Raw genomic sequence first — 20954 nt, forward strand, 5'->3', positions numbered from 1 at the left:
GTAACTGATGGTATGTGGACACCACAGGCAAACGCACGATTATAAGGCATTTATAGCGTCATATTTCTCAAAATCGGGATCAAGTGTCAGGACACATACAGGACAGGGCGTGGCGATATCTCGAAAAACTGATCGCTTTTAATTTTTTAAACCAAGCGGGATTAAACGCTGATTTTCAAATCAATGCATTTGAAACTTGATATGATTAGCTGTCAAATCGAACAAAAAAAGCCCGTAATCAAACAATTACAGGCTAATAATTACACAAAACGTACTAATGAATGCTAGGATCTCCTCCAAAACTCACAGTTTCCCCTGCAATCAATTCTAGATTTTCAATGGTTGTTACATAATACTTTAATGCATCCGTTGGGTTAGTAGAATAAAACGGTAGCATATCATTTGGAAGACTTTCAGAAGACTTGTCTTTGTGTAAGGTTTTCTCTCCCTTTCGATTGATTTTCATTATCAATTCAGTACGCTGCATTGCAGATTTTAAAGGCGCACATTCATTCTGATCAATCATTAGGAGCGGCAAACCTGCAGTGTTATTTTCAACCATCATTTGCAGCATCAATTCATATTCTGTCTGGTGATAAATTGTTCCGCGCTCACGGTTCATCAACTGGCAATCCCAATCGGTTCTATTTCCTTCCAGGTCGTATTCAATCGCCTTCTTGAACTTTGTTGCATGGTCCTCACCTACGCTTTGCCATTGATTGTTTGCCGGATCGTGCCAAACTTTGATCACTTTATTTCGATGATGCTTAAAAAATACCCGGAACTGCTCCCCAAGCTCCGGAAGAAACTCAGGCGGAAGTGTATGGAAAAACTTCAGGATCCGTTCAATCTTCAAACTTTCTTGCTGACCAATAACCAAACTACACATCTTCCCGGTATCAAGCCCGGCCTTGAGGGGTTGATCTGGATTGCAATATTTAAGATCCAGACTATTAACTTCTATATCACGGCCATCGTTTGACTTATCAATATTGCTGTACTTATACCCATCACTATAAAAATTCTTTGCCCCTAGGTTCGGATAAAACATTTGGCCTTTTTCAAGGGTTGGAGGGATGGACAAAATAGAAGTCAGGATTTCCCGCACATTCATTTTCTTGAGAATGGTCTTAAAGTATGCAGCTCTCAGGATCGCCACATTCACAAAGCTACTCGCCACATAAAAGAACGTGCTGTCTTTTCGTGCCTGGCGCCAAAGCTTATCCCACTTCTCAATATCGCGATCGGCTTTATCTAGCGCATCCTGATCATTCGCTTCATCTGCCGCCATTCTTGCAATACGCGCTTTGTTCAATTCGTCTGCAGCATACAATATGGCTTTGATCTGTTGCTTACGCATTGCTTTTTTGTGACGTAAAAACCAATCGTGCTCCCCGTGATTAGGGTTAGGCATATCGGTAGTCATTGTGGTACCACCATAATATGGTGAGTGCCCAAAGCGCACGAACTCCCCACGCAGGGCCGGACTCAACTTATTAAACTTATTCTCTGCCTGGTATTTAATCTCATCCGCAATGATGTGCTGATACGAATCACCCGCTCCGGTAGATGGGCGATCCTGAGAGATGAGTTTGAAGTGTGTGCCGGTAAAAACGGTAATGGTATGCTTCCAAGAGATGGGCGGTTTATAAGGTGGACCGTAACCTTTAGGATAGAAATTCTTAGGAGGTCGTACGCCTACTACAAAGTGAATTCCCTCAATCCAACCGTTACGCTCCCAACCTTCAATAATAGATGGCAGCACGTTCTTAACGGCATTCATATACGTATCACTGGAAATTGCGATATATGCCCCAGGCATATCATAAGAAATATCCATTGCACGTTTTGCGATGATATCTGTAGTCTTACCGGTACCACGCCCTAGAATTAGCACTAGATGTGTGGAAGCGATCATCGCAACCGTCTGACTCAGCCAACTACCAAAAAGCTTCTTAACGCCCTCAAAGGCCTTATTTATTCTCCTCCTCCTGCTCATCCCAATCAAAGATTTGTTTTGCCCCTTCGGTGATATCTGCTTCCATTTCCAGTCGTTGTATTTCTTCAGCAGGGAGCGGCAATCCCCGTATCATAGCTTTAATCTCCGCCTGGGGCTGCTCTGGTAATCCTAAATCGGTGATCTTGTTGGTAAAGAGCATATAGCGCTGCTCATAGACTTCAGGCGGCAGTTGTTCTTTTTTCTCTGCGTAAGCACCTCGTAGTGCTGCAGCTTCTTTCCAGATCTCCTTCACTTTCGCCAGATCTGAAGCACTTTCTGCAGTGCGTATCGTTGCGATCGCTAATTTATCCATGCGATCTGCATAAACATTCGCCCAGGCTTCTTGAGTGATATCCGTGTCTAAATAGAAATGATTGATCGCATCGGCATAGATCTGCTTTGCACGGCTTCGGTTTCCGTTGAATTTATGCGGGTAATGAGTAAGCAGGTTATCAATGATCTCTGCTTCCAGTGCCATTGTTTGATGCCAGTGATAACAACGCTCCAGCATTTCCATATAGCCTACAAGTTCGTCAGGCATATCCTGATGCTCACGCGTAGCAACCCAACTTTGTAATGTGGCTAAGGTTACTTCATTAAAATCACTTTCTAAACTCATATACCAAACACCTCTAAAATCGTATTCTTAAAATGGGCTTCCCTTTTTCGGTTTTGTGAAATCTGAATCGCAGTCAAATTCCCGCCTGCGATCTTATCGATCAGCGCATCTTCTTCACTAATCTCCAGTTGCAATTGGCCGCGTTTATATGCCTGGTATAACTCTGATTCTTTATTGCGAAACTCCCGCATAAAGCTGCGCGCATCAAAGTGCAGCATCTTGATCATATCCTTGCAGGCTTTGTTATTCCCTGCCATTTCTTCAATAACAAGCAAATCTTCTGAAGTGATCTCGCTGATATGTCTGGGTGGAAGTTTTTGAGACATTTACTTACTTTTTGAAGATCTAAACGGGCAAACAGGCTTTTGACCACAACACACCGGTCTAGGCTTACGATAGGAATGCTGTTTGTAAACAACCCCTTTGCAGCGCTTCTCGGGAGGTGGCGGTGGGTTTTTCATTCTGGGGACTCGACCTTTAGCAGAGGCTTTTTTGTAACCAGGGGCTAAGCATTTTGGAGGCTCAGGTATTAAAGAACCTCCGGGAAGCTTTCCTTTGTGACTGATTAACAAAAAAACAACCAGACCTAAGCAGGCAAACAATAACAACAAAGCAGCGATGGCGTGAATATTCATACTCGTGGTTTTTTATACTTCCGTTTTTCCTTACGCGCTAAATCACGCCTTTGAGCTCTCGTAAGATCTTCTTTTGCAAGAAATCGGGTCGGTTTGGTTTGTTTGATTATGAAAGGTTTACTTTCCATCACTTACGCTTTTCTAATTCCGCATTGGCAAAATCAAGCAGTTCCTGCTGTTTTGCAGCGAGCTCTGCGCTTTTCTCACGGTCCTCAGTACTTTTCTTTTCGTCTTTAGATTTCTTCGTGTTGCGCTTCACATTGCGGTCCAGTGCTTCAATTTTCTTGACTAGATCCGGAGTGGCCAAAGCAGCGATCTCAGCCTCTTCTTTTTGCTTTTCAAAAATGGGGTGTGCACCTAGGACTTCTTTATTCGACTGGTAGTGCTCCAGTTCGTCCCAAACCAACTTATTGATGGTGAAATTCTCTTTTACACTGTTTGCGATCGCTTTGCGATCTTCATCAGTTAGCGCATCGTGAAGTTTGGGCTGCGCATCCATATACGCGTGATAGGCGGTGATCATATCTGCAGTTAGGATCTTAAACACGTCTGGACAATCCTTTTCTCTCAAGAATGGAAACTGTTGCCACAGCCTTACTTTCTCCTTAGCTTCTACCGGCATTGCCGCGGTTTTCTGTGCGATTAGATCTTCGCGGGCTTTGAGAACAGCTAGTCCTATATTTGAAAGCTCCTCTTTTACTTTTGAGCTTTTAAGGTCTTCAATTGCAGCTTCTAAATCCGCTTTTTTCTTCCCTGTATATTCCCAGTCATTCTCACTAAGAAACTTCTTCATTGCTGCCATTCCTGGTAATCCCTTTTCAAATTCAGGAATAGCAAACGGTTTTGACTCAATACCTAGCTCTGGAGATTGTGAAGCTAATTGTGCCAATTCTTCCATTGACGCTTCTGGATCTAAAGCCAGCAACTTTTCTTCCGGAGTCAAAACAGGTTCTTGAACTACCTCCAGTTTTGCTTCCGGAGCTGCAACCACAGGTTTTTGCATTGCGATGGTAAGTTGGCGCTCATTGATCCCCACGCCTTTTGCGAGTTCGTAAATGATGCGCTTGACATTATCGGCCGTATTGGTCATTTTATTGAATGCCGATTGTAACGCCAGACTTTTGCGCGGTAGGCGGTTGTATAGGTTCTTGGCGGTGGCCAGTGTACGATCGTGGGCTAAGTAATGCTGTACTTCTTCTGCGGTAGTAGCTTTCATATCTCTAAGTTTGATACTCAAAGCTACCGTGTCCCGACATTTCTTAAGTGGACAGCCGGTGCGACCGGCAACGAAAAGAGCCGCGAGGGCTACGAAATAGTTTTTAGTGTTACCTTAGTGAATATTAAATGAAACAGTTATGATCACCATAGACTTACGTTATTCAGATAAAGATTTAGAAAGAATGGACGAATCGTGGAGGAAAAAATTTAATCACGTGGAGTTCAGTCGTTCTCTTTGCGCCCAAAGGGAAGAATATTTAATTAAGAACGCACTTCAAAAACACTTAGGAAGAAAACCTGAAGCCGTAGACAACTACTTCACGCAAAGAGTTTACTTGGAAGATAGTAATGATTATCAATTGTTCTATTGCGGGATTGAATTGGGTAAGATGGTTACTAAAGGAAGAGGGAGAGATCAGGTATTTGATTTTCTGGAATTAAAAAAATAACGAACATGGAAACCAAAACAACTGACCTCGATAACTTCAAGAAAACCTATAAAAGCTTTGGGATTGATTTTGGAACAATCAGTAACGATGACCAAAACACAATTGTAGTTGAACTTGCCGCAGGTGATCATCCAAAACTTAAAGGATATACAGGCTTCCACACTAAAGTGATTTTTGATAAAAACGGCAAATTCTTAGAGCAAATCTTCCAGGAATAAAAGCCCTAAAACAATATGTACCTAAAACCCGTCAAAAAATCGTGCAATCGTGCGCAAGATGTTAAACGCAGTGTTAAATCCGCATTATTACTGACGTTACAAGGGGTTGATTTTTGCACGATGTAACTGTGCGCATTTGTGGTAAACGCACGATTTAACACTTTTATCCTTCTCCTTTGGGAGAAGGTCTCGGGATGAGGGATAAAAAAAGCCCTCAGAAATGAATCTAAGGGCTTCTCTTCAAAAAAATAAAACCAATCAATCTATTAGCTTCTGCTTTCTTCTATAAACAAGAAGTTACCGCCATCCTGAGCGTATGCACGAACAGTAAGCGTCGCACCGGCATCGCCGGTCCATTCTACCGCACCAGCTAGAATAAAGTCGTTAGCAGCTGTGATACTGGCTGGGTTTTCACCGCCAGAACCAAGCAGGGTATAAACGCCTTGATTTACGGCATTGCTTAGCGTAGTGATCACCGTAGCAGCTGCGTTGTCACTTAATTGGTAACGCCCTTCACCAGCAGCAACATCTACATCGGTAGTATCTGCTGCAACAACCGGAGTTGTATCATAAGTGATGGTGCCATAATAACGACCTGGTAAGTTCTTACTTGGTGTCGCTTGCTGAAAACGTATGGTTTGCATACGCCCCTCGTTGTTGTCCTGACCTTCTGTGATCAAAAACAACGGATTGCACGGTGTACCATACACTTTATAATAAGCGCTTTCACCATCGCAGCCACCAATTCTAAAACCTACAGCAAGACTTTTGTTAGTCATATTAGCAACAAACTCTTCATACTCTAAAGAGTCTCCCGGATGCATAAATTCTGGCACTTGAGTAAACGCTACACGATCTTCATCACCTTCGCTACTCGCAGGAGGAATAGATATGGTACTTTGCGTTGCTTGAATGATCGTAGCATATTTATTAGGCTTCATTGTAATGTTACCTACCATTGCCACTTTCTTTCCGTCGCGTTGTGCCCAACTCGCTACTTCGCTAAGATCCCAAACCACCACATCGGCGCTTTTTCCTATTGGAGCACCACCGCCTGCAGCTTTATTTACATTAATTCTGATATAAGACATATCAATAATTTTTTAGGTTAAACAATAGCCCCCGCCGTGGCAGGGGCCTTTAGACTATCCGCGAGCGATTTCTACGAACTTGCTTCCGGTGTACTCAACCGTGATGAAAACACCATCAGTTAACGTAATTGCACCGGTTAAGAAGAAATTACCACCATTTGCAATGGTTGTTGCATTTGGAGTTCCGCCGCCACCTGTGATGGTGTAGCGCTCACCAGAAATGGCATTTTCTATCGTAGTTAAGGCAGTCGCCTGCGTATTTTCTGAAGTAACAAATTCAGTTCCATCTGCTGCATCTGCTGTGGTCGCATCTGGCGCAAGAATCACAGGTTCTGGGACTTCAACGGCTCCGCCTACTTTGCGAGAGATCTCAATGAACTTACCGCCTGCTAAGGCTTGCAATACCAATAGACTTCCTTTTGTCAACTCAAAGTCTCCATCTGCCAGAATAATATTTGCATTATTCTTAACTGTAGAAGTAAAATCAGTACCGTTACCATACAAGTAAACACGTTTACCGGCAGTGGCGTTGGTAAGGTTTGTGATGTCTGTATTTGCAGTATTGTTATCGCCAATGATCAAACTGTGGTGATGTTCTAGCGATGGTGTTGCATTGTTTGCACTTACCGGCACATACGAAGTGGTCAATACTTCTACATCATTAGAGAAGACTAACTGGTTATCAAAATCAAGAGCAGACTTGCCATACTCTTTTCTTCCGAAAGCAGCTACAAAGGCAGAAAGCTTGTAATCTCCATACGCACGCATATTACGTGGGTTATCCGCACCGCCTTTTTGGAACTGGATAAATCCATCCTCTCCCGGCTTATCGGTCAACATATACTCAATCCCTTTTGGAATGATGTACATAAAGTCTTCTCCTTCCATCTGATCGTAAGGAACCAACTCAATATTTGGGTATTTGTCTACAAAAGTACTTTTCCCGGTATAGTCAGTATTACCACCTTTAATGCGCTCACGATCTTCATGATACATACCCAACCAATACGGAGACATTTTCATAATCAGATCAGGTTGTATGCGGAACTCGTAAGGCAAACGATCTACCATCTCATTCACATAGTTGTAAATATTTAATGGTGTAGGCTTTCCGTTAAGGAATTTGTCACTAAGATCAAACGGGCGATACTTAACGCCACGAGCGTCTAGATATAATTTTAAGAATCCATCAAAGTTATTGATGAAGCTTGCAGGCGTATCACGATCGGCATCCGCAAAATAAACCCCACGACCGGCAACGATCTTGTCTTCTTTACGAGCGCGTTTCATAATTTCTGAAACTACATACATTACAAAGCGCTCTTTATGCGGATTAGAATCTGTGATTCCCAATTGAGAGAAACGCTTCAAATACGACTTCTCAAGCTTCTTCAATTCGTAACCTTCAAAAAGCATATCGATCTGGATGTCGCGTACCTTACCTTTTTCAGCCTCAAACTTGACTTTGTTTTTAGGTAAGAATTTCTTTTTAAGCGACTGGGTGATCTCACCGGTAATGATTTGGTTATGTACATACTCATCGCTTACACCAGAGATCATCTCCACATACTTCGGCATTTCAAAACCATCCAACATCAGGTTATGAATTTCATCAGAATGCTTTCTAAAGTAATCCTGAATATCACTATTCAGCTTATCAATGTTAGCCGTTTCTGTCCAGTTGGTTGCCGCGGTGATAGAGGTACCGCTCATTGCTTGTTTTGCAGCTTCGTTCCAGGGGCGTCCTTCAAACGCATCAAACGCATCATTGCTCGCAAACAGGTGCGTTTTGCTGTGTTTCACGTTAAGTTTGTTAAGATTTGCTTGTACGGTTTCCGGGGCCTCGTCTGCATCCGGTAATTTTTCGAGAGCGGCGATGTTCCCTTTTAGCTGCTTGTTTTCAGCTTTAAGTTTTGCGAAATCACCAGTTAGTGCATTCACTTTAGCCGAAAGTGTTCCTTCGTCTTCCGTGTTAAGATCGCCTGCATCATCACCCTCACCTCCTTCATCTTTTTGTGAAGAAGCGCTGGTGTCAATACCTTGTTCTTTCATAAAAGCATCAATGGCATTGCTGGCGTCTTTTGCCTCCAGCTCATCATTGTACTTTGCCATAAACTTGGCCGCAAAGCCTTCTTGCTTAGCAGCGGCGTCGAGCTTTTGTTGGTCTTCGTCAGAAAGATTTAACTTACCTTCTGCGAATGCGCTTAAGCCTAGGGTAACCAGGACAAAAGCTTTGAGTTGTTTCCACATAACTGTAGTTTTTGATTAATAATTAAAATTTGCTATTCATAAAGTCTGACACCGCGGCCAGTTCTTTAACTTTTTCAATGGCAGCTTCCATTGTGCCAATACTGTCTGCAAAACCATATTCAACCGATTCTTCACCGTAAAACAGTCTACCTTCCAGTATACCTTCTATACTGGTATTCAGCTTTCCGCCTCTATCGGCCTTTACGTGTTGTTGAAATTTCTCTGCAGCAGGATTAAGCAGGTATTTTTTGATAAGCTTATAATTACCTTTAAGCGCCTCTTTAAATTCTTTGTTCTTAAAGCTGCTAGGATCTGCATTGATCACGTGCTCTTTGATCCCGAGTTCTTCGTAGTACTTCTCATAACTCATCAGCGTAGCCATAACTCCTAAACTCCCCATCATACTACTAATGTCATTTTGCACTTGTATATGATCTGATGGTGATACGGTCCAGAGCCCGGCACTGGCGCACATATCTACACGGGACACTAATGGCTTTTTACGGTAGTTGTGAAAATCCCTAAACGGACCAACAGCCCCCAGAGCTCCGCCCGGAGTATCTACGATCCATAAATGACCTATGATGTTAGGATCTTCTTCAAAGCCTCGCGCCATCGCTACATATTCATCAGCACCATAGCAATACGGGTTGCCATACTTGATCATCTCGCCTACGATCTCGATCACGCCTATAGAATTCTTTGGCGTTTGTTCTAAACCTTTTGTTTCGATGGGATATCCGTCTTCGTTGATCACGTAGCGAACTGCAGCGTCTAATTTGGTGGAAGCTTCGCCCTGAGTTTCCCCGGCGAGAATTTTGTGAGCCAGTTGTAAACTAGCCATTGCACTAAATGGAGAGATGGCCCAAAGACCTGATCTGATTTCTTTTGCTGTTCTCGAAAATAACATACCCGGGGTTTAATGGGTTATGCTACAATGATAGAGAGATACAAATAATTATAAGTGGACAAACTTTAAAAGGGTCTGAAACGGGCTTAAAACACGCTAAAATGAGGTTTTATTGACTAGTTAAAAGAAGTGGACAAGTATTGGACACATTTTAAAGAAGTCCGTAAATCAAGGGCTTCGAGTTATATTTATTGCGCTGGCACATCTTTTTCCACGCGACAAGATTCTTATCGGTGTAGATCACGTGATTTTCTTCGCAGAAGTTTCTGATCGCGCGCGTGCGTACCCTGGCATTTTCGGAAGCGGTCAAACCTTCACTTTCGGCACCGCGCACATACAACAACAAATGACTTTTAAATACAGCCTTGAATTTACTTTCAATACTCGCGATGGCTTGAGAATTTAGGCTAATGAAATGCCGATGCACAACAATAATCTCGGGATCATTATTCCCGGCATAGTTGCTCACGCTAATAAAAAACGGTGATGCTTTGGAGTGGGAATGTTGGTACGGCTTATTTGCTGGACGTAATTGCTTGAGCAGGTAATGCCCAAACTCTGACTTAGAAGTGACCAGGAATGGATCATCATAAGTTCCTGATCGCAGTCGGCGAGGCTCTGCGGTCAACTTATTGCCAAAATAAGTTGCCAGGTACACAGGAAGCGGAAAAGGAATGATTTGCCGACTCATACCTTAAAAATAAAACTTAGTTACAAACTACCAAATATTATTTGTATTAGATGACTAACGGACTCAAATTTTCTATTCTGGCTCTGATAACTGCACGGCGATTATAACAATGGTATAGCTCTAAAAGTTTACGCAGTTGAACGATATCAGTCTGCGCATTGACGCGATTGATAAAGCTGATGGGTAGCTCGTTAATAATATCGTGAAGCGATTGATCTGCTGTCATTGGTTTGATAAAAATGGTGTATCTTGGCTGAAGAGTGAGGCAGAACCTTTCAAATGAGTGGATAGATTTGGTTTTTTATCCCTAATGTTCGAGTCTCACTCTTTTCTTTTCAAAACTTTATTTAGCAGATTGCTTATTAAAGAATCTGGCCTCAATTCTAAAATAAGACCACCAGCCAAAACCAAAACCACAAGAATGACCACAAAATAAATCCACGTGGGCCATCTGGAGGATTCACTATTGCTTGTGCGGCCCTTGTCTAATGTTTGTCCACTAGATGTCGAAGATTTGTCTAACTCTTGATTGCTTTGATCTGACTCAATTTTTGTAATTGAATCACGGCGATTCTCTGATTTTTGTTCCTGGCTTTTCCCGGAAGTCACCTTGGTATTTTTACCGGTGAAATTGAAACCACCTTTTCCGTCTGGTGAAACATTGGCATAGCCTTCCTGAGTAGGATCTATCAATTCAAACTGAATATTTTCATTTATAGATTTCCAGTCGGTTTCTTGAGTGGCAACTGCGGTACAATCTTTCTTTATGTCTTTTTTAATCTTCTCACTGGAGCTCTGCTCCGTTTCAAATGCGGTCCTGTTCTCGTAGCGATCTGTTGCCTTTTGCTTGCTAGCGCATTCGACACAGGTTAGACAAATGATAGACAACGCAATCATCGCAATAAATCTGTACACTATATACTTTTTCATCAGAATTGTTGTCTATAAAGGTTATCAATGCGTGACTGGATGAGTTCCCGGCGATCAGGATCTACTTCCCGTCTTTTCATTTCGTGAAGCTCAGTACTCTTTTCTGCACCTTGAACGCGTTGTACAAAGTCCGGATCTTGTTCGCTCAATTTTTCGTGGAGGGTTTGGTTTATGTTCATAGTCTAAACTTGTTATAAGCTGCTTCCAGCTTGATGTCGTATTTATTTTGAGCGTAGCCGGGGCCGTTATAGCCTCTGGCAAAAGCCGCCCAATTTTTTGAGCGTAAGTGTCTGGTAAGATTGTTAGCCTCACAAAATTTGATAAAGACTTTTAGGTGATTCAATTCCTTTTCAGCTAAAAAGAAAAACAGATCAAAGGCATCTTTAAAGCCTACCAACTGCGCGTTAAATCCCATCAACTGAAACGCTCCATAAGAAGCTGATTCAACTGCAGCGGTTTTCACTCGATCATCGTCGGTCATTTTATAAGCCTCTGCAAGTCGATCCCATTCTCCGGTGCCGCCTATGTATTCGTCACGCGTCCAATGTTTATACAATACATCGCGGTGCTCTTGCTTCAATATGCTGTAAGGATCAACTCCTTTTTTTACGAGTTGCCGCCAAAACACGTGCCCTTCAAAAAGTATTTTCAACCTACCATCAGGCAGAAACCCGCCATTGTTAGCTTCCACTTGGTGTACAGCTTTGATCGCTGCAACTTCGATATTGTAATCCTGAGCTACTTGCTCAAATTCAGCTTCGGTGATCATTTCTTTGAATAGGTATTAAAATTTGTCATTCGGTGAAAGGCATCGCGCAGGCTGTTGCAACGGTAAAAAGTGAATCCTTTCAACACGATGAGTCCGTCTATCCAGCCAATTATGTAAATGGGTAAAAACAGATCGAGCATACCAAAGCCTACATCACTTGCTTTCATAAACATATACAGCACGATCAGGCCGGTGCGTATCACAAAGTATACTTTGACGTGTGTCTTATGCTTGCGGCGTTCCATCCAGAAGCCGAAACACAAAAAAGCATACAGTATTAACAATAAGGCAAATGCGAGAATGTGCAGGATTTCCGGAAGGTCTACAAGGTATTGCTGAATGATGCTAAAAAAGTCCTCTCTCATTTCATTCGGTTTTTTGCCCAGTTCTTAACTTCAGAAAACAGATCGACGATCACTTTGATGCCGTTGTCGCGTATGGTGATCGCCAACTTGAGCGAGCCTAATCCCATCACAAACGAAGCCAACAAGCCAACCGCAAGCGGAAACTTAAAACTATGATGAAGCTCATAGCCCATCCATACGAATACAGCTGAAAGCAACACGGTGATGCCTATATCCCATTTGCCTGGGCTTTCACTGTTTTCGTCCTTGATCAACATATATACAGCCACCGGCGGCACCACAAGACCAAGTATCATAAACTTGATCACCGTAGGATCTAAGTGATGCTCAGCGATCGTGGTCGTACCGGCAAAGAGCAGGTAGTTCCACAAAAAGCTGAAGAGAAATAAAAATGCAGCTTTGAAGTTCATTAGGTGCTTGTTTAGGTGATGGTGCGTATATTTTTGTGCTCAATAGTCATAATACTCAGTGTTGCGGTCGGGTGCGCCTATAATTAAGGTTAAGATGAAAGTTAAACAGATCATATTCCTGCTGTTTTTATAAATTCCGCAACCAAATTCGCTACAACATCTTGCCCTGCTTGCGTCCAATGAACATTATCATATCGTAAACTACTCATTACGGTATCAACCGATTTTGTGTAAAAATCCAATTCTTGTATGAGCTTCAAATATTTCACACTACCATCATCTATGATATTCTGAACTGTTGCCCCAGGTGCTATCCCACTATTGTTCTCTTTAAGTTGTATTGTAATTTGCGTTTCGCTGTCAATACTTACAATTTCATACCCGTCGTTTAAATCTTCTCGTGCGTGAATTATACGCATCTGACCTGTTCTTGTAGGTAATGCTGACGCATCAGATGAATTTTCTGTTGCAAAATAAGTAGTATCGTTTACTGTAATCTGAACGTTAGCATCTATTGCAGGTTGTGTAAATGAAGAGGTAAGTTTGACGTTTTGAAAGTCGTAACGCTCGATTAAGCCTTCCCGAATATCAATATAGTTATTAGGAAAAGCCTTTTTAATTGCTTCATTTATAGATGTGATATAGCCGTAACCAACGTTGCCTGTAATTTCGTAGTTGAATATACCACCATTTACAACTGTTAATATTACAAAACGTTGATGTCCTAATGCGGAAACCATAGCTTTAAGGTCGTCTAATACATAGCTTTGCTCACTATAATTATTTCGACCTAAAAGAAAGACTTGTGTACGTTCAGGAGTTAGGCCAGAAAGGAATTGATCTCTTATGTAATAAGATTTTTTACCACCAAACTTATTTTGAAATACATTTCGCCCTAATAAAGTAGCTAAAGTAGTATTCCAACTTAAACCTAGTGAATCGCTCCATATTTCAATATCTGCCAAGGATGAAGAACCGCCGCCTCCGCTGCTTACATCTGCAACAGGTGTTGTAATTGCGTTAACTTCTGGAACAAAGCCATACTTAGTAAAATACTCATCCATTTGCGCATAAGAAACTTCGTTTTCAGAACCTATATTACCTAAATCTGCTATAAATACATTATAAAAATCAGCATCAAACTGCATCCCTGTTGTGTATGCTGATCCTGCTGTCTCAAAGAATAACTTATTTGATGCCTCTGTAATACTTGCATTAGTTGTCATTTCAAATTTTACAAAGCCTCTATTACCTACTTGAATACTTGAACGAAGAACAGCACTTCCTATGGTTGTAGGATTGTCAAATTTTGGGGTTAATCTAGGTGTAAAGTTATTATCAACCGCTCTAGAATCTATATTTACAAGTACTTCAAAAACTACGTAATACTTATGGTTAGCAATCAGATTAACCGGTGATTGGTAATTAAAATAAAAGGTTGCAGATCCTGATTCTTGTGTTTTTGAATAATTAACATCACTGCCAGTGACAACTTTAGTCATATTCGAGTTACTAGCAAGACCAGATAAATAATTTACTCCGTCTTGAATTGCAAAATTTTCAAATAGCTTTTCGTAAGTTAAATCATTGACTTTTGTTTGAGCTTCTAGTGTGTAGGTTTTTGCAATTTCCTCTTGAATTTTCGGAGATAAATATTCTGTATCTTTTTTTAATATTACATAAGGATTAGAAAAAGATACATTCACTCTATATAATCTTACATCCATTCTAACATAAGTAATATTTGTAACACCTACAGGAAGTAAAGACTTTAAATCATAAGATTTTGTAACACTATAAACACCTTCAACTGATGTTCCTGTGCTAATTCCTTCTAAACTTGTTGTTCCTAAGTTTGTTCCGATAATCAATGAAAAACTAGGATTAAAAGGTGCTGAGTAACCAGATGGAATTGAAAAACTACCTGAAATTAATATAGTGTCTGTTATTTTAGGTAGGTTTAGTAAACATTTATATGATAAGTTCTGATCTGCTCCAACGCTTGTAAGAGAAATAACACCATTTGAAATGGTATAAGTATTTCCAGAAACTAAGTCGCGCCACCCATCATCACCTGTTGCACTTGGGAATGTCAAAAACTTTTCATCTCTTATTAAGTTTTCTTTTTCATCTTTAACAAATTTGAAAACACTGTCAGCCTTTGCAACTTTATCGCCTTGCTGATCGTCGATGTCTCCGGTGGTGTCTGCACTTCTAATCACATCTTCAGGAATGGTATCTGGCTTTACCTGCTTGGTATACACATTGCCAACTTTGAAGATCACTACGGTGTTTCCATCAAGATCTGCACTGCTTACCACAATATCAACCGTACCACCGGCACCGTCATCAAAGCGATAGGTTTCCGCAGTTTGTGGGTAATATTTAAGATCTGCTGTTGGTGCCGCATAGGTTGGTGTATTGTCAACCTTAATACCGGCTAAATTACTCGACACTACATTAGGATATAATGGTCCTCCTTCGCCGGTGGCGATTGCTGAGAGCTCATTCTTAGTTGCCTTCACCTCATTCAACTCCTCCAGTGCGCGCACCATTTTATTGGCTTCGGCGGCAGAGGTCCAATATTTAGGATCTAAATTTTTAACCTGATCTAGTTTTTCGGGGAGATCTTCTTTTGGGTCAATATTTAAAGGGAATTCGCTCATGTCGTTGTTGCTAAAGTAATAGGATAGGTTTGTGGGTTTACGGCTTCTATTGCTTGAGAAAGATTAACCAGGTATTTGGGCGCGTTGATCGCCACAACGCTAAAGGTGATCTGAGTACCAAAGTCTTGAAAATTATATTCAGCAGCTGCGGGAAGTTCGCTTGAAGCTAATTCAAATAATTCGCGGTGATCGCTCTCAACGTGAAGCGCATAACGATCGCACACCAATGCATCCAGCGCGGCAAATTGCTCTTGGCCCATACCGGGGTAATCGAGTCTTAGTGTGGTTTCTACACGGTTTCCGGCAGCATCACGGCGTGCTCTGGTGGTCCAGCGTATGCTTGAGGGTGTGGCATAGATCTTTTGCCAGGTTCCGGTGATGGATCCTAACGGTTTTAGATACACGCGGCGCGCGTGGTGAATGAGTTCGTTGTTTCTTTCTGTAAGCACAAAACAAACATACTCAAGCCGCTACCTCCCTATGTGGACAGCGGCGCGGGCGAAGCGATAAAGAGGTTTTTATGCGCTCGTTAGCATCTGGGAAAAGAAGAAAAGTTGTGGTTTAAAAATACAATCGTGCAATCGTGCGCAAATCGTGCGCAAATCGTGCTGGCAAAAAACGAGCATTTATAAGGGTTTACAGCATTTTGCACAAAAGCACAGTTTTCTAATACTTTATACACTACGTTTTTTAAAAGTAAAAGATATACTATATGCGGTTTTTACACGAATGCACCATTTGTCTTTATTTGGGGTTATTGGGGGTGCGGGGGAAAATGAGAAAAAAAGAGTATCAAAAAAGGTAAAACGTCCGTGCCGGGCTCGTTTTCTCTGATACTCTAAAATAATTGGAAGTATTGCAGTAAAAGGTGCGTAAAAAGGACTGCACAGGAACGCTCAGGTTGAACGTTCTCAGATTTTTGATATACTGTTATATAAAAAATCCCCGCAGAGCTGTACGAGGATATGTGAGCGTAATCGATACGCTAACGTAGTATATCAATCATTAAAACGGATTGATATACGATAGTTAGCAGCAATAAAAAGGCGGAACCACTCTTGCTCTAGTAATTTTAAATTTACAATCACTACGCAAGCAACGCTCTTTAGAAACTGCGCCCTTCGGTTGCTAATTTAGCAGCAACACGCCATATCCAATGATATAGCGCATTGCTTTTATTTAATTTTAATCCATCTGTATTCGATTTGATCTTCAACGCTCAACCCGTTGTATAGTAATGCATATCCTTTTGAGCGTAGGTAGTCTATAGCAAATACAAATTCACCATAAGATATTGGGTCACCTAAAAGATCATAAATCCGTTTATATCCTGCACTTAACAATCTAGTGAATTCTTTAGATTCTTCCCAGTCAACGCACAATATAATTGCCAATTCTTTTATATCCTCGTTGTTTATATTTGAAAGGCTTCTTAGTTCTAAAAAAGAATACATTATGCCTTTTTGAATGTTTTGATGATTTAACCTTCGAAAGGTAGAGGGCTTGTCAACAGGTATTCCTGTTAAAACTTTTTGATCCCAATATTGAGAGAAAAACTTTGCTTTATTTTTTAAATTATTTTCCATAATTATAATTTTTCTGTCTGCTATCGCAGCCACGCCTTTTTACAGCAGCTAACTAACGATATAAAGCATACATTTTTAGTTAATATTCGTTGTTTTTGTATCTTATTTTTTTGGTTTTTAATCGGAAAATATTAGCGATATACCTACGCTTCATATCTTTACCGTTAGGGTGCATTAAGTTATAGTATTTCCAACATCATCATAGTCTTGGTTCTTGATTATTAACCCTGCAAATGGCTTATTTACATTTTCGGTAATATAATCAACCCTAAATTTGTCGTGTATTCCAATTCCGTTGTCTGGGTCTTCTTCATCGCCATTTGCATAGTGTAAATTCTGTCTGTAATCGTACAGGCATACGTCAGCGTTTTCTGGTAATTCTTTCAGTTTTTTAATTAAGTCTTTTACTTTCATAATAATTAACGCACCATAACGCTATATAAAATCAATAGCCCGTGTCGGTGTCTAACTTTTATGCTATTAATTGTTTGGTTAATTCTACGATTCAGAATCCTAACGGATTCTTGCGCTACTGTTTTTATATTTGGACGTTATACTGCAATAGGGCATCGAGCCCCGCAATCAGCCTTTTAATTATTACAAAGGGATTTTACGTGTGTTCATCGCTAACCATTGGTAAACCTTTTTGTCAAGTTCAATCGCAGTTGAATAATCTAAATGACAAGTTTCTTCAAATGGGAAGTTATCATTACAAACGGTATGGAAACCAGCTTCAGTCGGTATATTAGTGTTAGTTTCAACCTCGAAAATATCAGCATATACAGGTTTACCACAATTAGGGCATTTAGTATTGTCAGATTCTATTTTCACCATAATTAAAATTCTAAAATATTGCTTTAATTGCAGTATAACGGCAAGGTTAGAATACGCCTTGACCGTGGCTACTGCTTATTTAAAATAAATCCTGTTGCGCAGGTCGATTCTACTCTTTAGAGAAAGTTTAATATAAATTAATCAGTCTCACCCTTTGGTTTGTTCGAACAGGATTTATACTTTTTTTCTTATCTCAACCCTACAGACATATAACAAATTGTAAATACCATAAGGCGTATTTCATCGTGCTTATCGTAAGGCGAGAAAAACGCCTTACAGCACTTACAACCTTGCCGTTAGCTTAAGGCGTTCTTGGTTATTTATTCCAAATTGGTAGGAAACATTTATTGCATTTGTTGTCGGCCATTTCCTGATCAAAGGTTTCCAGGTCTACAGGACATTCACAGTGCGGAGTTCTGATTTTAAATCAAATAAATACACCGGTTTTTCTATATCATCTACAAAATGGGTGATGACATATGGCGGTTGCAAAAAGAAATTTGCGTTGATGTCTGGCTGATGCCAGCATTCTTTTTCAACGTCCCATCTGCAATTTTCCATAACGCCGCCCTGTGGAGTTTTAGGATTGCACGCAAATACATAACAAACAATAAACGGGGATATAAAGCCGTCGTAGCGCTGCGGCTTTCGTTCTTCGATGGTGGTCCAGTTTAATCTCATAGTCCTAACTCCGGATTATCTAATTTGTGCAGCTCTGCATCTACGCGAGCTTCGAGTTCTTTTGAGCGTTTAAGCGCTTCTTTATCGCGGTTTCTGAAGTAATTCTGTTGCCAGCGCCGCATATCTTTAACAAGGGTTTTGAATTCGTTCTTATTCTCGCTTGAAGAACTATTTAAAATTGAGCCTTGCACCCGGTTATTAAAAAGCCTTAGGAAGTTTCCTAATTCACGATCAAACTCCTCTTGAGTACACGGTTCTCCTAAATCTTCAAAGTACTGATAGGAATTAGTATCTATCAATCCTGCGATGCCTTTGTTTAACCCTGCTTTAAAATGATCATCCCGGGAAGTAATTTCAAACTGAAACACCTGGCAGGTGTCACCATCGCCATTTTCTTTAATAATTTTTGAATAGAGCCACCAGGTTTCAGAATCTGGACTATAAGAGTTTTTAAACTTGAAATAAATGTTCTTCGCTTCAGTTTTCATCATTACTATTTTTATCCGGTTGATTCATCAACTCCATAATTGCAAGATCCTGCTTTACATCTTTTAACTCCTCGTCCCCAAATTGTTTTGCCAGTTGCCTTCTATAATTAATTGTAGCCTGTTTTGAGGTGTGATCCATCAAGGTTCCCTGATCTTCATTAAAGGCTTTGTCAATTTCCTGCTCGTAGATCGTGAGCACTTGCATTATGCTCATCGCATCAATGGGACGCAAAAAGAATAATAAGTGATTTGGACAGTTTGCCATTAGTAATTGCGTTTTAGTGCCGGGAGGCGGTTAATACCTAGATCGTACAAATGTTGCGGGGCTTTGAGCGCCTGACCGTTTTTGTAGATCAATTCATAGTACGAGCTACCATTATGCATCTGGATCTTGCGAATGCCTTTTGCAGCACTTCGCTTTACCAGGTTGTAAATCCATTTTTGAGACGGAATGCGCAAATGCTGCAGTTCAAACAATTCTACCTCCAGCATAAAGCGTTCTTCTTGCGTTAGGCGCTTCTTAGTGTAGTTCAACAAATGGCGTTTTTTAAGCACATGCGCATACCGCTCTGGGACGGTTTTCACGTGTTCGTCTCCTAAGAAGATCTTGCAACCGTTTGTGGCGGGTTGTTTTGTCAATTTTAAATGCTTCATCCTAACTCGCTTCTTTTAATTGGTTTTCAGTGATAAACTGGGCGGGGTTTTCGTATGCGTTTACAGCTACCCAAATCAAGCCTTCACTAAAAAAGTGACTAAACTCTTGTTTATCTGTATGCTCGCCGGTGGTTGCAGGACCGCACAGCTGTGAGGGATTGATTTTGCTCTGTGTAAAGTACTGCACCCCAAACTTGAGGGATTTGGTTCTTTTATCAAGTACGTCACTTCGCTTTGCCTTGCGTAAGGTGATCTGTGCGGTTTTGGTTTCCATATGAAGATTGGTTTAATAGAATAATCGTTTCATTACACTTCCGTCGCTGTACATCTTATCGAGCGGAACGCTTGCTTTGGGTTCTGTGCCGTCCCATCCGTTTGGGTACACTTTATCTGCAATCATTTTTTTGATGGCTTTTCCCTCTTCTGAGTTGATCAAAAAGATCTTTGGCATATCGTTTTGCACAGCTTCCGCGTTAATCTCGTTTTGGATTTCAATAATCTTATCCAGGAAGAAACGTCTAGCTTCAATGGTAAGCGGCCCCATACGCTGTTGATTCTTGGCTAGTTTACCATCTTTTCTTCGTTGGCCACCTGCCTTTCTCAATCTATGCTGAGGCAGTTTCATTTCACGATAAATCGGCTTAAGGCGCTTTAATGGTTGTAAATATTTCCACTTATCGATCTTAAGTATAAGATCAAGGGCTGAATCTTTTGAAGCAAGCGGACAGCCGGCGCAACCGGTACGTGCATTCTTTTCTTCAGCTTCATCGCCTCCATAAGCATCAGCAAGTATTGAAGTGTCCCACCCGCCATATTTTGGCATCGGTGCAAATACCTTGAGCCAATCCCAAACATTGCAAACACGCCAGTGAAGTATGGGAGCAAGGGTTGAGCACATGTCATTTTTTAAACCTTCTTGATACCAACCTTGGCCACATTCTGCGCCATCTCTAGAACAGCTTACATTAATGCGTTGATCACGAATGGCACTTTCACCAAGACGCACTCCGGTAAGCATTAAAATTTTTTCATCAGTTTCATTCTGAAATTGTGCCAAAGCAGCTTCCATTGGTTCTACTTTGATCTGACCTGTGCACCATCTAAAAGTATTAGACGGTGGCGGAACACCACGCCCAAGGATGTAAACTAAAAAGCGATCGTGTATTGGCGCGGTTACAACTCTAACCTTTACACCACGTTCTTCAAGTTGCTTTGTGATGATTTGAGAGGAGATCCAAAGCGGAGGCAATTCCATTCTTGTATCTGCTGCGAAAATGGTGAAGGTTTCAGGCTTTGGTATTTGTCCGGTAGTGATCAGCTGAGTGATCAATGTCACCACGGTGGTGCTGTCTTTACCCCAAGACCAAGCAGCTGCCCAATGCTTATGCCTTGCACCGTATTCTTTCATACTCGCAATGGTCAATTCTATTGACTCTGCAACAGATATCTTTTCAGTCCCAAAAATGTTCAGTTGATCTTTCATTTAATTAT

Annotated in this window: 27 protein-coding genes; 2 read left to right on the forward strand and 25 right to left on the reverse strand. The window is 41.0% G+C overall.

Translation table 11 applies throughout. From position 1 onward, the window contains the following. Window positions 1-274: 274 nt before the first annotated feature. From WA338_RS05440 to WA338_RS05460, 5 genes are all read right to left on the reverse strand, one after another. A complete protein-coding gene (locus WA338_RS05440) occupies window positions 275-1999 on the reverse strand; it encodes a hypothetical protein (RefSeq protein WP_336092513.1) in 1725 nt (574 codons plus the stop codon). Further along, window positions 1974-2618: a hypothetical protein gene (locus WA338_RS05445; RefSeq protein WP_336092515.1), complete on the reverse strand. Its 645-nt coding sequence runs from the start codon at window positions 2616-2618 to the stop codon at window positions 1974-1976. Before WA338_RS05445 ends, WA338_RS05440 begins: the two co-directional genes overlap by 26 nt. After that, on the reverse strand, window positions 2615-2944 hold the full coding sequence (locus WA338_RS05450; protein WP_336092518.1) for a hypothetical protein: 330 nt from the start codon (window positions 2942-2944) through the stop codon (window positions 2615-2617). Before WA338_RS05450 ends, WA338_RS05445 begins: the two co-directional genes overlap by 4 nt. Continuing rightward, a complete protein-coding gene (locus tag WA338_RS05455) occupies window positions 2945-3253 on the reverse strand; it encodes a hypothetical protein (RefSeq protein ID WP_336092521.1) in 309 nt (102 codons plus the stop codon). It abuts the gene before it with no gap. A 127-nt stretch (window positions 3254-3380) separates the two neighbouring features. Continuing rightward, on the reverse strand, window positions 3381-4469 hold the full coding sequence (locus tag WA338_RS05460) for a hypothetical protein (RefSeq protein WP_336092523.1): 1089 nt from the start codon (window positions 4467-4469) through the stop codon (window positions 3381-3383). A 139-nt stretch (window positions 4470-4608) separates the two neighbouring features. Between WA338_RS05460 and WA338_RS05465 the strand changes: the two genes are divergently transcribed. Beyond that, window positions 4609-4920 carry a hypothetical protein gene (locus WA338_RS05465; RefSeq protein ID WP_336092525.1) on the forward strand — a complete coding sequence of 104 codons (312 nt, stop codon included), beginning with the start codon at window positions 4609-4611 and terminating at the stop codon, window positions 4918-4920. 5 nt (window positions 4921-4925) lie between these two features. Then, window positions 4926-5138 carry a hypothetical protein gene (locus tag WA338_RS05470; RefSeq protein ID WP_336092528.1) on the forward strand — a complete coding sequence of 71 codons (213 nt, stop codon included), beginning with the start codon at window positions 4926-4928 and terminating at the stop codon, window positions 5136-5138. A 266-nt stretch (window positions 5139-5404) separates the two neighbouring features. Here the strand turns inward: WA338_RS05470 and WA338_RS05475 are convergent, their stop codons facing one another. The 20 genes from WA338_RS05475 to WA338_RS05570 all read right to left on the reverse strand — a co-directional run bounded on the left by WA338_RS05475 (window position 5405) and on the right by WA338_RS05570 (window position 20946). Next, entirely contained in the window at window positions 5405-6229 is an 825-nt protein-coding gene (locus tag WA338_RS05475; protein ID WP_336092532.1) for a hypothetical protein, read from the reverse strand. Between the two features lie 54 nt (window positions 6230-6283). After that, the gene (locus WA338_RS05480; protein WP_336092535.1) at window positions 6284-8479 is read right to left on the reverse strand and encodes a hypothetical protein; all 2196 of its coding nucleotides are present in this window, start codon (window positions 8477-8479) and stop codon (window positions 6284-6286) included. Window positions 8480-8501: 22 nt separating this feature from the next. After that, a complete protein-coding gene (locus tag WA338_RS05485) occupies window positions 8502-9389 on the reverse strand; it encodes a S49 family peptidase (RefSeq protein ID WP_336092537.1) in 888 nt (295 codons plus the stop codon). Window positions 9390-9540: 151 nt separating this feature from the next. After that, window positions 9541-10080 (reverse strand): hypothetical protein, encoded by a 540-nt coding sequence (locus WA338_RS05490; RefSeq protein WP_336092540.1) that lies wholly within the window; start codon window positions 10078-10080, stop codon window positions 9541-9543. A 46-nt stretch (window positions 10081-10126) separates the two neighbouring features. Then, window positions 10127-10306, reverse strand: a complete 180-nt coding sequence (locus tag WA338_RS05495; RefSeq protein WP_336092542.1) for a hypothetical protein — start codon at window positions 10304-10306, stop codon at window positions 10127-10129. A 95-nt stretch (window positions 10307-10401) separates the two neighbouring features. Further along, window positions 10402-11010 (reverse strand): hypothetical protein, encoded by a 609-nt coding sequence (locus WA338_RS05500; RefSeq protein WP_336092545.1) that lies wholly within the window; start codon window positions 11008-11010, stop codon window positions 10402-10404. A gap of 175 nt (window positions 11011-11185) precedes the next feature. Further along, the gene (locus tag WA338_RS05505) at window positions 11186-11779 is read right to left on the reverse strand and encodes an N-acetylmuramidase family protein (RefSeq protein WP_336092548.1); all 594 of its coding nucleotides are present in this window, start codon (window positions 11777-11779) and stop codon (window positions 11186-11188) included. Beyond that, a complete protein-coding gene (locus WA338_RS05510) occupies window positions 11776-12144 on the reverse strand; it encodes a hypothetical protein (RefSeq protein ID WP_336092550.1) in 369 nt (122 codons plus the stop codon). The genes WA338_RS05505 and WA338_RS05510 overlap by 4 nt, the downstream gene beginning before the upstream one ends. Continuing rightward, window positions 12141-12554: a hypothetical protein gene (locus WA338_RS05515; protein WP_336092552.1), complete on the reverse strand. Its 414-nt coding sequence runs from the start codon at window positions 12552-12554 to the stop codon at window positions 12141-12143. Before WA338_RS05515 ends, WA338_RS05510 begins: the two co-directional genes overlap by 4 nt. A 110-nt stretch (window positions 12555-12664) precedes the next feature. Next, a complete protein-coding gene (locus WA338_RS05520; protein ID WP_336092555.1) occupies window positions 12665-15220 on the reverse strand; it encodes a hypothetical protein in 2556 nt (851 codons plus the stop codon). Continuing rightward, entirely contained in the window at window positions 15217-15669 is a 453-nt protein-coding gene (locus tag WA338_RS05525; RefSeq protein ID WP_336092558.1) for a hypothetical protein, read from the reverse strand. Before WA338_RS05525 ends, WA338_RS05520 begins: the two co-directional genes overlap by 4 nt. A gap of 726 nt (window positions 15670-16395) precedes the next feature. Beyond that, window positions 16396-16806 carry a hypothetical protein gene (locus tag WA338_RS05530; protein ID WP_336092561.1) on the reverse strand — a complete coding sequence of 137 codons (411 nt, stop codon included), beginning with the start codon at window positions 16804-16806 and terminating at the stop codon, window positions 16396-16398. A 174-nt stretch (window positions 16807-16980) separates the two neighbouring features. Beyond that, window positions 16981-17220, reverse strand: coding sequence for a hypothetical protein (locus tag WA338_RS05535; RefSeq protein ID WP_336092564.1), 240 nt, complete (start codon window positions 17218-17220; stop codon window positions 16981-16983). Between the two features lie 183 nt (window positions 17221-17403). Continuing rightward, a complete protein-coding gene (locus WA338_RS05540; RefSeq protein WP_336092567.1) occupies window positions 17404-17640 on the reverse strand; it encodes a hypothetical protein in 237 nt (78 codons plus the stop codon). A 390-nt stretch (window positions 17641-18030) separates the two neighbouring features. Continuing rightward, the gene (locus WA338_RS05545; RefSeq protein ID WP_336092569.1) at window positions 18031-18321 is read right to left on the reverse strand and encodes a hypothetical protein; all 291 of its coding nucleotides are present in this window, start codon (window positions 18319-18321) and stop codon (window positions 18031-18033) included. Next, window positions 18318-18809, reverse strand: coding sequence for a hypothetical protein (locus tag WA338_RS05550; protein WP_336092572.1), 492 nt, complete (start codon window positions 18807-18809; stop codon window positions 18318-18320). The genes WA338_RS05545 and WA338_RS05550 overlap by 4 nt, the downstream gene beginning before the upstream one ends. Continuing rightward, window positions 18799-19074 (reverse strand): hypothetical protein, encoded by a 276-nt coding sequence (locus tag WA338_RS05555; protein ID WP_336092573.1) that lies wholly within the window; start codon window positions 19072-19074, stop codon window positions 18799-18801. Before WA338_RS05555 ends, WA338_RS05550 begins: the two co-directional genes overlap by 11 nt. Beyond that, window positions 19074-19463 (reverse strand): hypothetical protein, encoded by a 390-nt coding sequence (locus WA338_RS05560; protein WP_336092575.1) that lies wholly within the window; start codon window positions 19461-19463, stop codon window positions 19074-19076. The genes WA338_RS05555 and WA338_RS05560 overlap by 1 nt, the downstream gene beginning before the upstream one ends. Window position 19464: 1 nt before the next feature. Further along, complete coding sequence (locus WA338_RS05565; protein WP_336092578.1) at window positions 19465-19737, reverse strand: hypothetical protein; 273 nt, start codon at window positions 19735-19737, stop codon at window positions 19465-19467. 12 nt (window positions 19738-19749) lie between these two features. Beyond that, window positions 19750-20946, reverse strand: a complete 1197-nt coding sequence (locus WA338_RS05570) for a phosphoadenosine phosphosulfate reductase domain-containing protein (RefSeq protein ID WP_336092580.1) — start codon at window positions 20944-20946, stop codon at window positions 19750-19752. Window positions 20947-20954: the final 8 nt, after the last annotated feature.

It is taken from the genome of Leeuwenhoekiella sp. CH_XMU1409-2, assembly GCF_037029365.1.
GTDB classification, from domain to species: Bacteria; Bacteroidota; Bacteroidia; order Flavobacteriales; family Flavobacteriaceae; genus Leeuwenhoekiella; species Leeuwenhoekiella blandensis.

Bases quoted from the DNA above. Each gene is read 5' to 3' on its own strand.
- WA338_RS05440 (WP_336092513.1), bottom strand. From the start codon at position 1,999: ATGAGCAGGAGGAGGAGAATAAATAAGGCCTTTGAGGGCGTTAAGAAG.
- WA338_RS05445 (WP_336092515.1), bottom strand. From the start codon at position 2,618: ATGAGTTTAGAAAGTGATTTTAATGAAGTAACCTTAGCCACATTACAA.
- WA338_RS05450 (WP_336092518.1), bottom strand. From the start codon at position 2,944: ATGTCTCAAAAACTTCCACCCAGACATATCAGCGAGATCACTTCAGAA.
- WA338_RS05455 (WP_336092521.1), bottom strand. From the start codon at position 3,253: ATGAATATTCACGCCATCGCTGCTTTGTTGTTATTGTTTGCCTGCTTA.
- WA338_RS05460 (WP_336092523.1), bottom strand. From the start codon at position 4,469: ATGAAAGCTACTACCGCAGAAGAAGTACAGCATTACTTAGCCCACGAT.
- WA338_RS05465 (WP_336092525.1), top strand. From the start codon at position 4,609: ATGATCACCATAGACTTACGTTATTCAGATAAAGATTTAGAAAGAATG.
- WA338_RS05470 (WP_336092528.1), top strand. From the start codon at position 4,926: ATGGAAACCAAAACAACTGACCTCGATAACTTCAAGAAAACCTATAAA.
- WA338_RS05475 (WP_336092532.1), bottom strand. From the start codon at position 6,229: ATGTCTTATATCAGAATTAATGTAAATAAAGCTGCAGGCGGTGGTGCT.
- WA338_RS05480 (WP_336092535.1), bottom strand. From the start codon at position 8,479: ATGTGGAAACAACTCAAAGCTTTTGTCCTGGTTACCCTAGGCTTAAGC.
- WA338_RS05485 (WP_336092537.1), bottom strand. From the start codon at position 9,389: ATGTTATTTTCGAGAACAGCAAAAGAAATCAGATCAGGTCTTTGGGCC.
- WA338_RS05490 (WP_336092540.1), bottom strand. From the start codon at position 10,080: ATGAGTCGGCAAATCATTCCTTTTCCGCTTCCTGTGTACCTGGCAACT.
- WA338_RS05495 (WP_336092542.1), bottom strand. From the start codon at position 10,306: ATGACAGCAGATCAATCGCTTCACGATATTATTAACGAGCTACCCATC.
- WA338_RS05500 (WP_336092545.1), bottom strand. From the start codon at position 11,010: ATGAAAAAGTATATAGTGTACAGATTTATTGCGATGATTGCGTTGTCT.
- WA338_RS05505 (WP_336092548.1), bottom strand. From the start codon at position 11,779: ATGATCACCGAAGCTGAATTTGAGCAAGTAGCTCAGGATTACAATATC.
- WA338_RS05510 (WP_336092550.1), bottom strand. From the start codon at position 12,144: ATGAGAGAGGACTTTTTTAGCATCATTCAGCAATACCTTGTAGACCTT.
- WA338_RS05515 (WP_336092552.1), bottom strand. From the start codon at position 12,554: ATGAACTTCAAAGCTGCATTTTTATTTCTCTTCAGCTTTTTGTGGAAC.
- WA338_RS05520 (WP_336092555.1), bottom strand. From the start codon at position 15,220: ATGAGCGAATTCCCTTTAAATATTGACCCAAAAGAAGATCTCCCCGAA.
- WA338_RS05530 (WP_336092561.1), bottom strand. From the start codon at position 16,806: ATGGAAAATAATTTAAAAAATAAAGCAAAGTTTTTCTCTCAATATTGG.
- WA338_RS05535 (WP_336092564.1), bottom strand. From the start codon at position 17,220: ATGAAAGTAAAAGACTTAATTAAAAAACTGAAAGAATTACCAGAAAAC.
- WA338_RS05540 (WP_336092567.1), bottom strand. From the start codon at position 17,640: ATGGTGAAAATAGAATCTGACAATACTAAATGCCCTAATTGTGGTAAA.
- WA338_RS05545 (WP_336092569.1), bottom strand. From the start codon at position 18,321: ATGAGATTAAACTGGACCACCATCGAAGAACGAAAGCCGCAGCGCTAC.
- WA338_RS05550 (WP_336092572.1), bottom strand. From the start codon at position 18,809: ATGAAAACTGAAGCGAAGAACATTTATTTCAAGTTTAAAAACTCTTAT.
- WA338_RS05555 (WP_336092573.1), bottom strand. From the start codon at position 19,074: ATGGCAAACTGTCCAAATCACTTATTATTCTTTTTGCGTCCCATTGAT.
- WA338_RS05560 (WP_336092575.1), bottom strand. From the start codon at position 19,463: ATGAAGCATTTAAAATTGACAAAACAACCCGCCACAAACGGTTGCAAG.
- WA338_RS05565 (WP_336092578.1), bottom strand. From the start codon at position 19,737: ATGGAAACCAAAACCGCACAGATCACCTTACGCAAGGCAAAGCGAAGT.
- WA338_RS05570 (WP_336092580.1), bottom strand. From the start codon at position 20,946: ATGAAAGATCAACTGAACATTTTTGGGACTGAAAAGATATCTGTTGCA.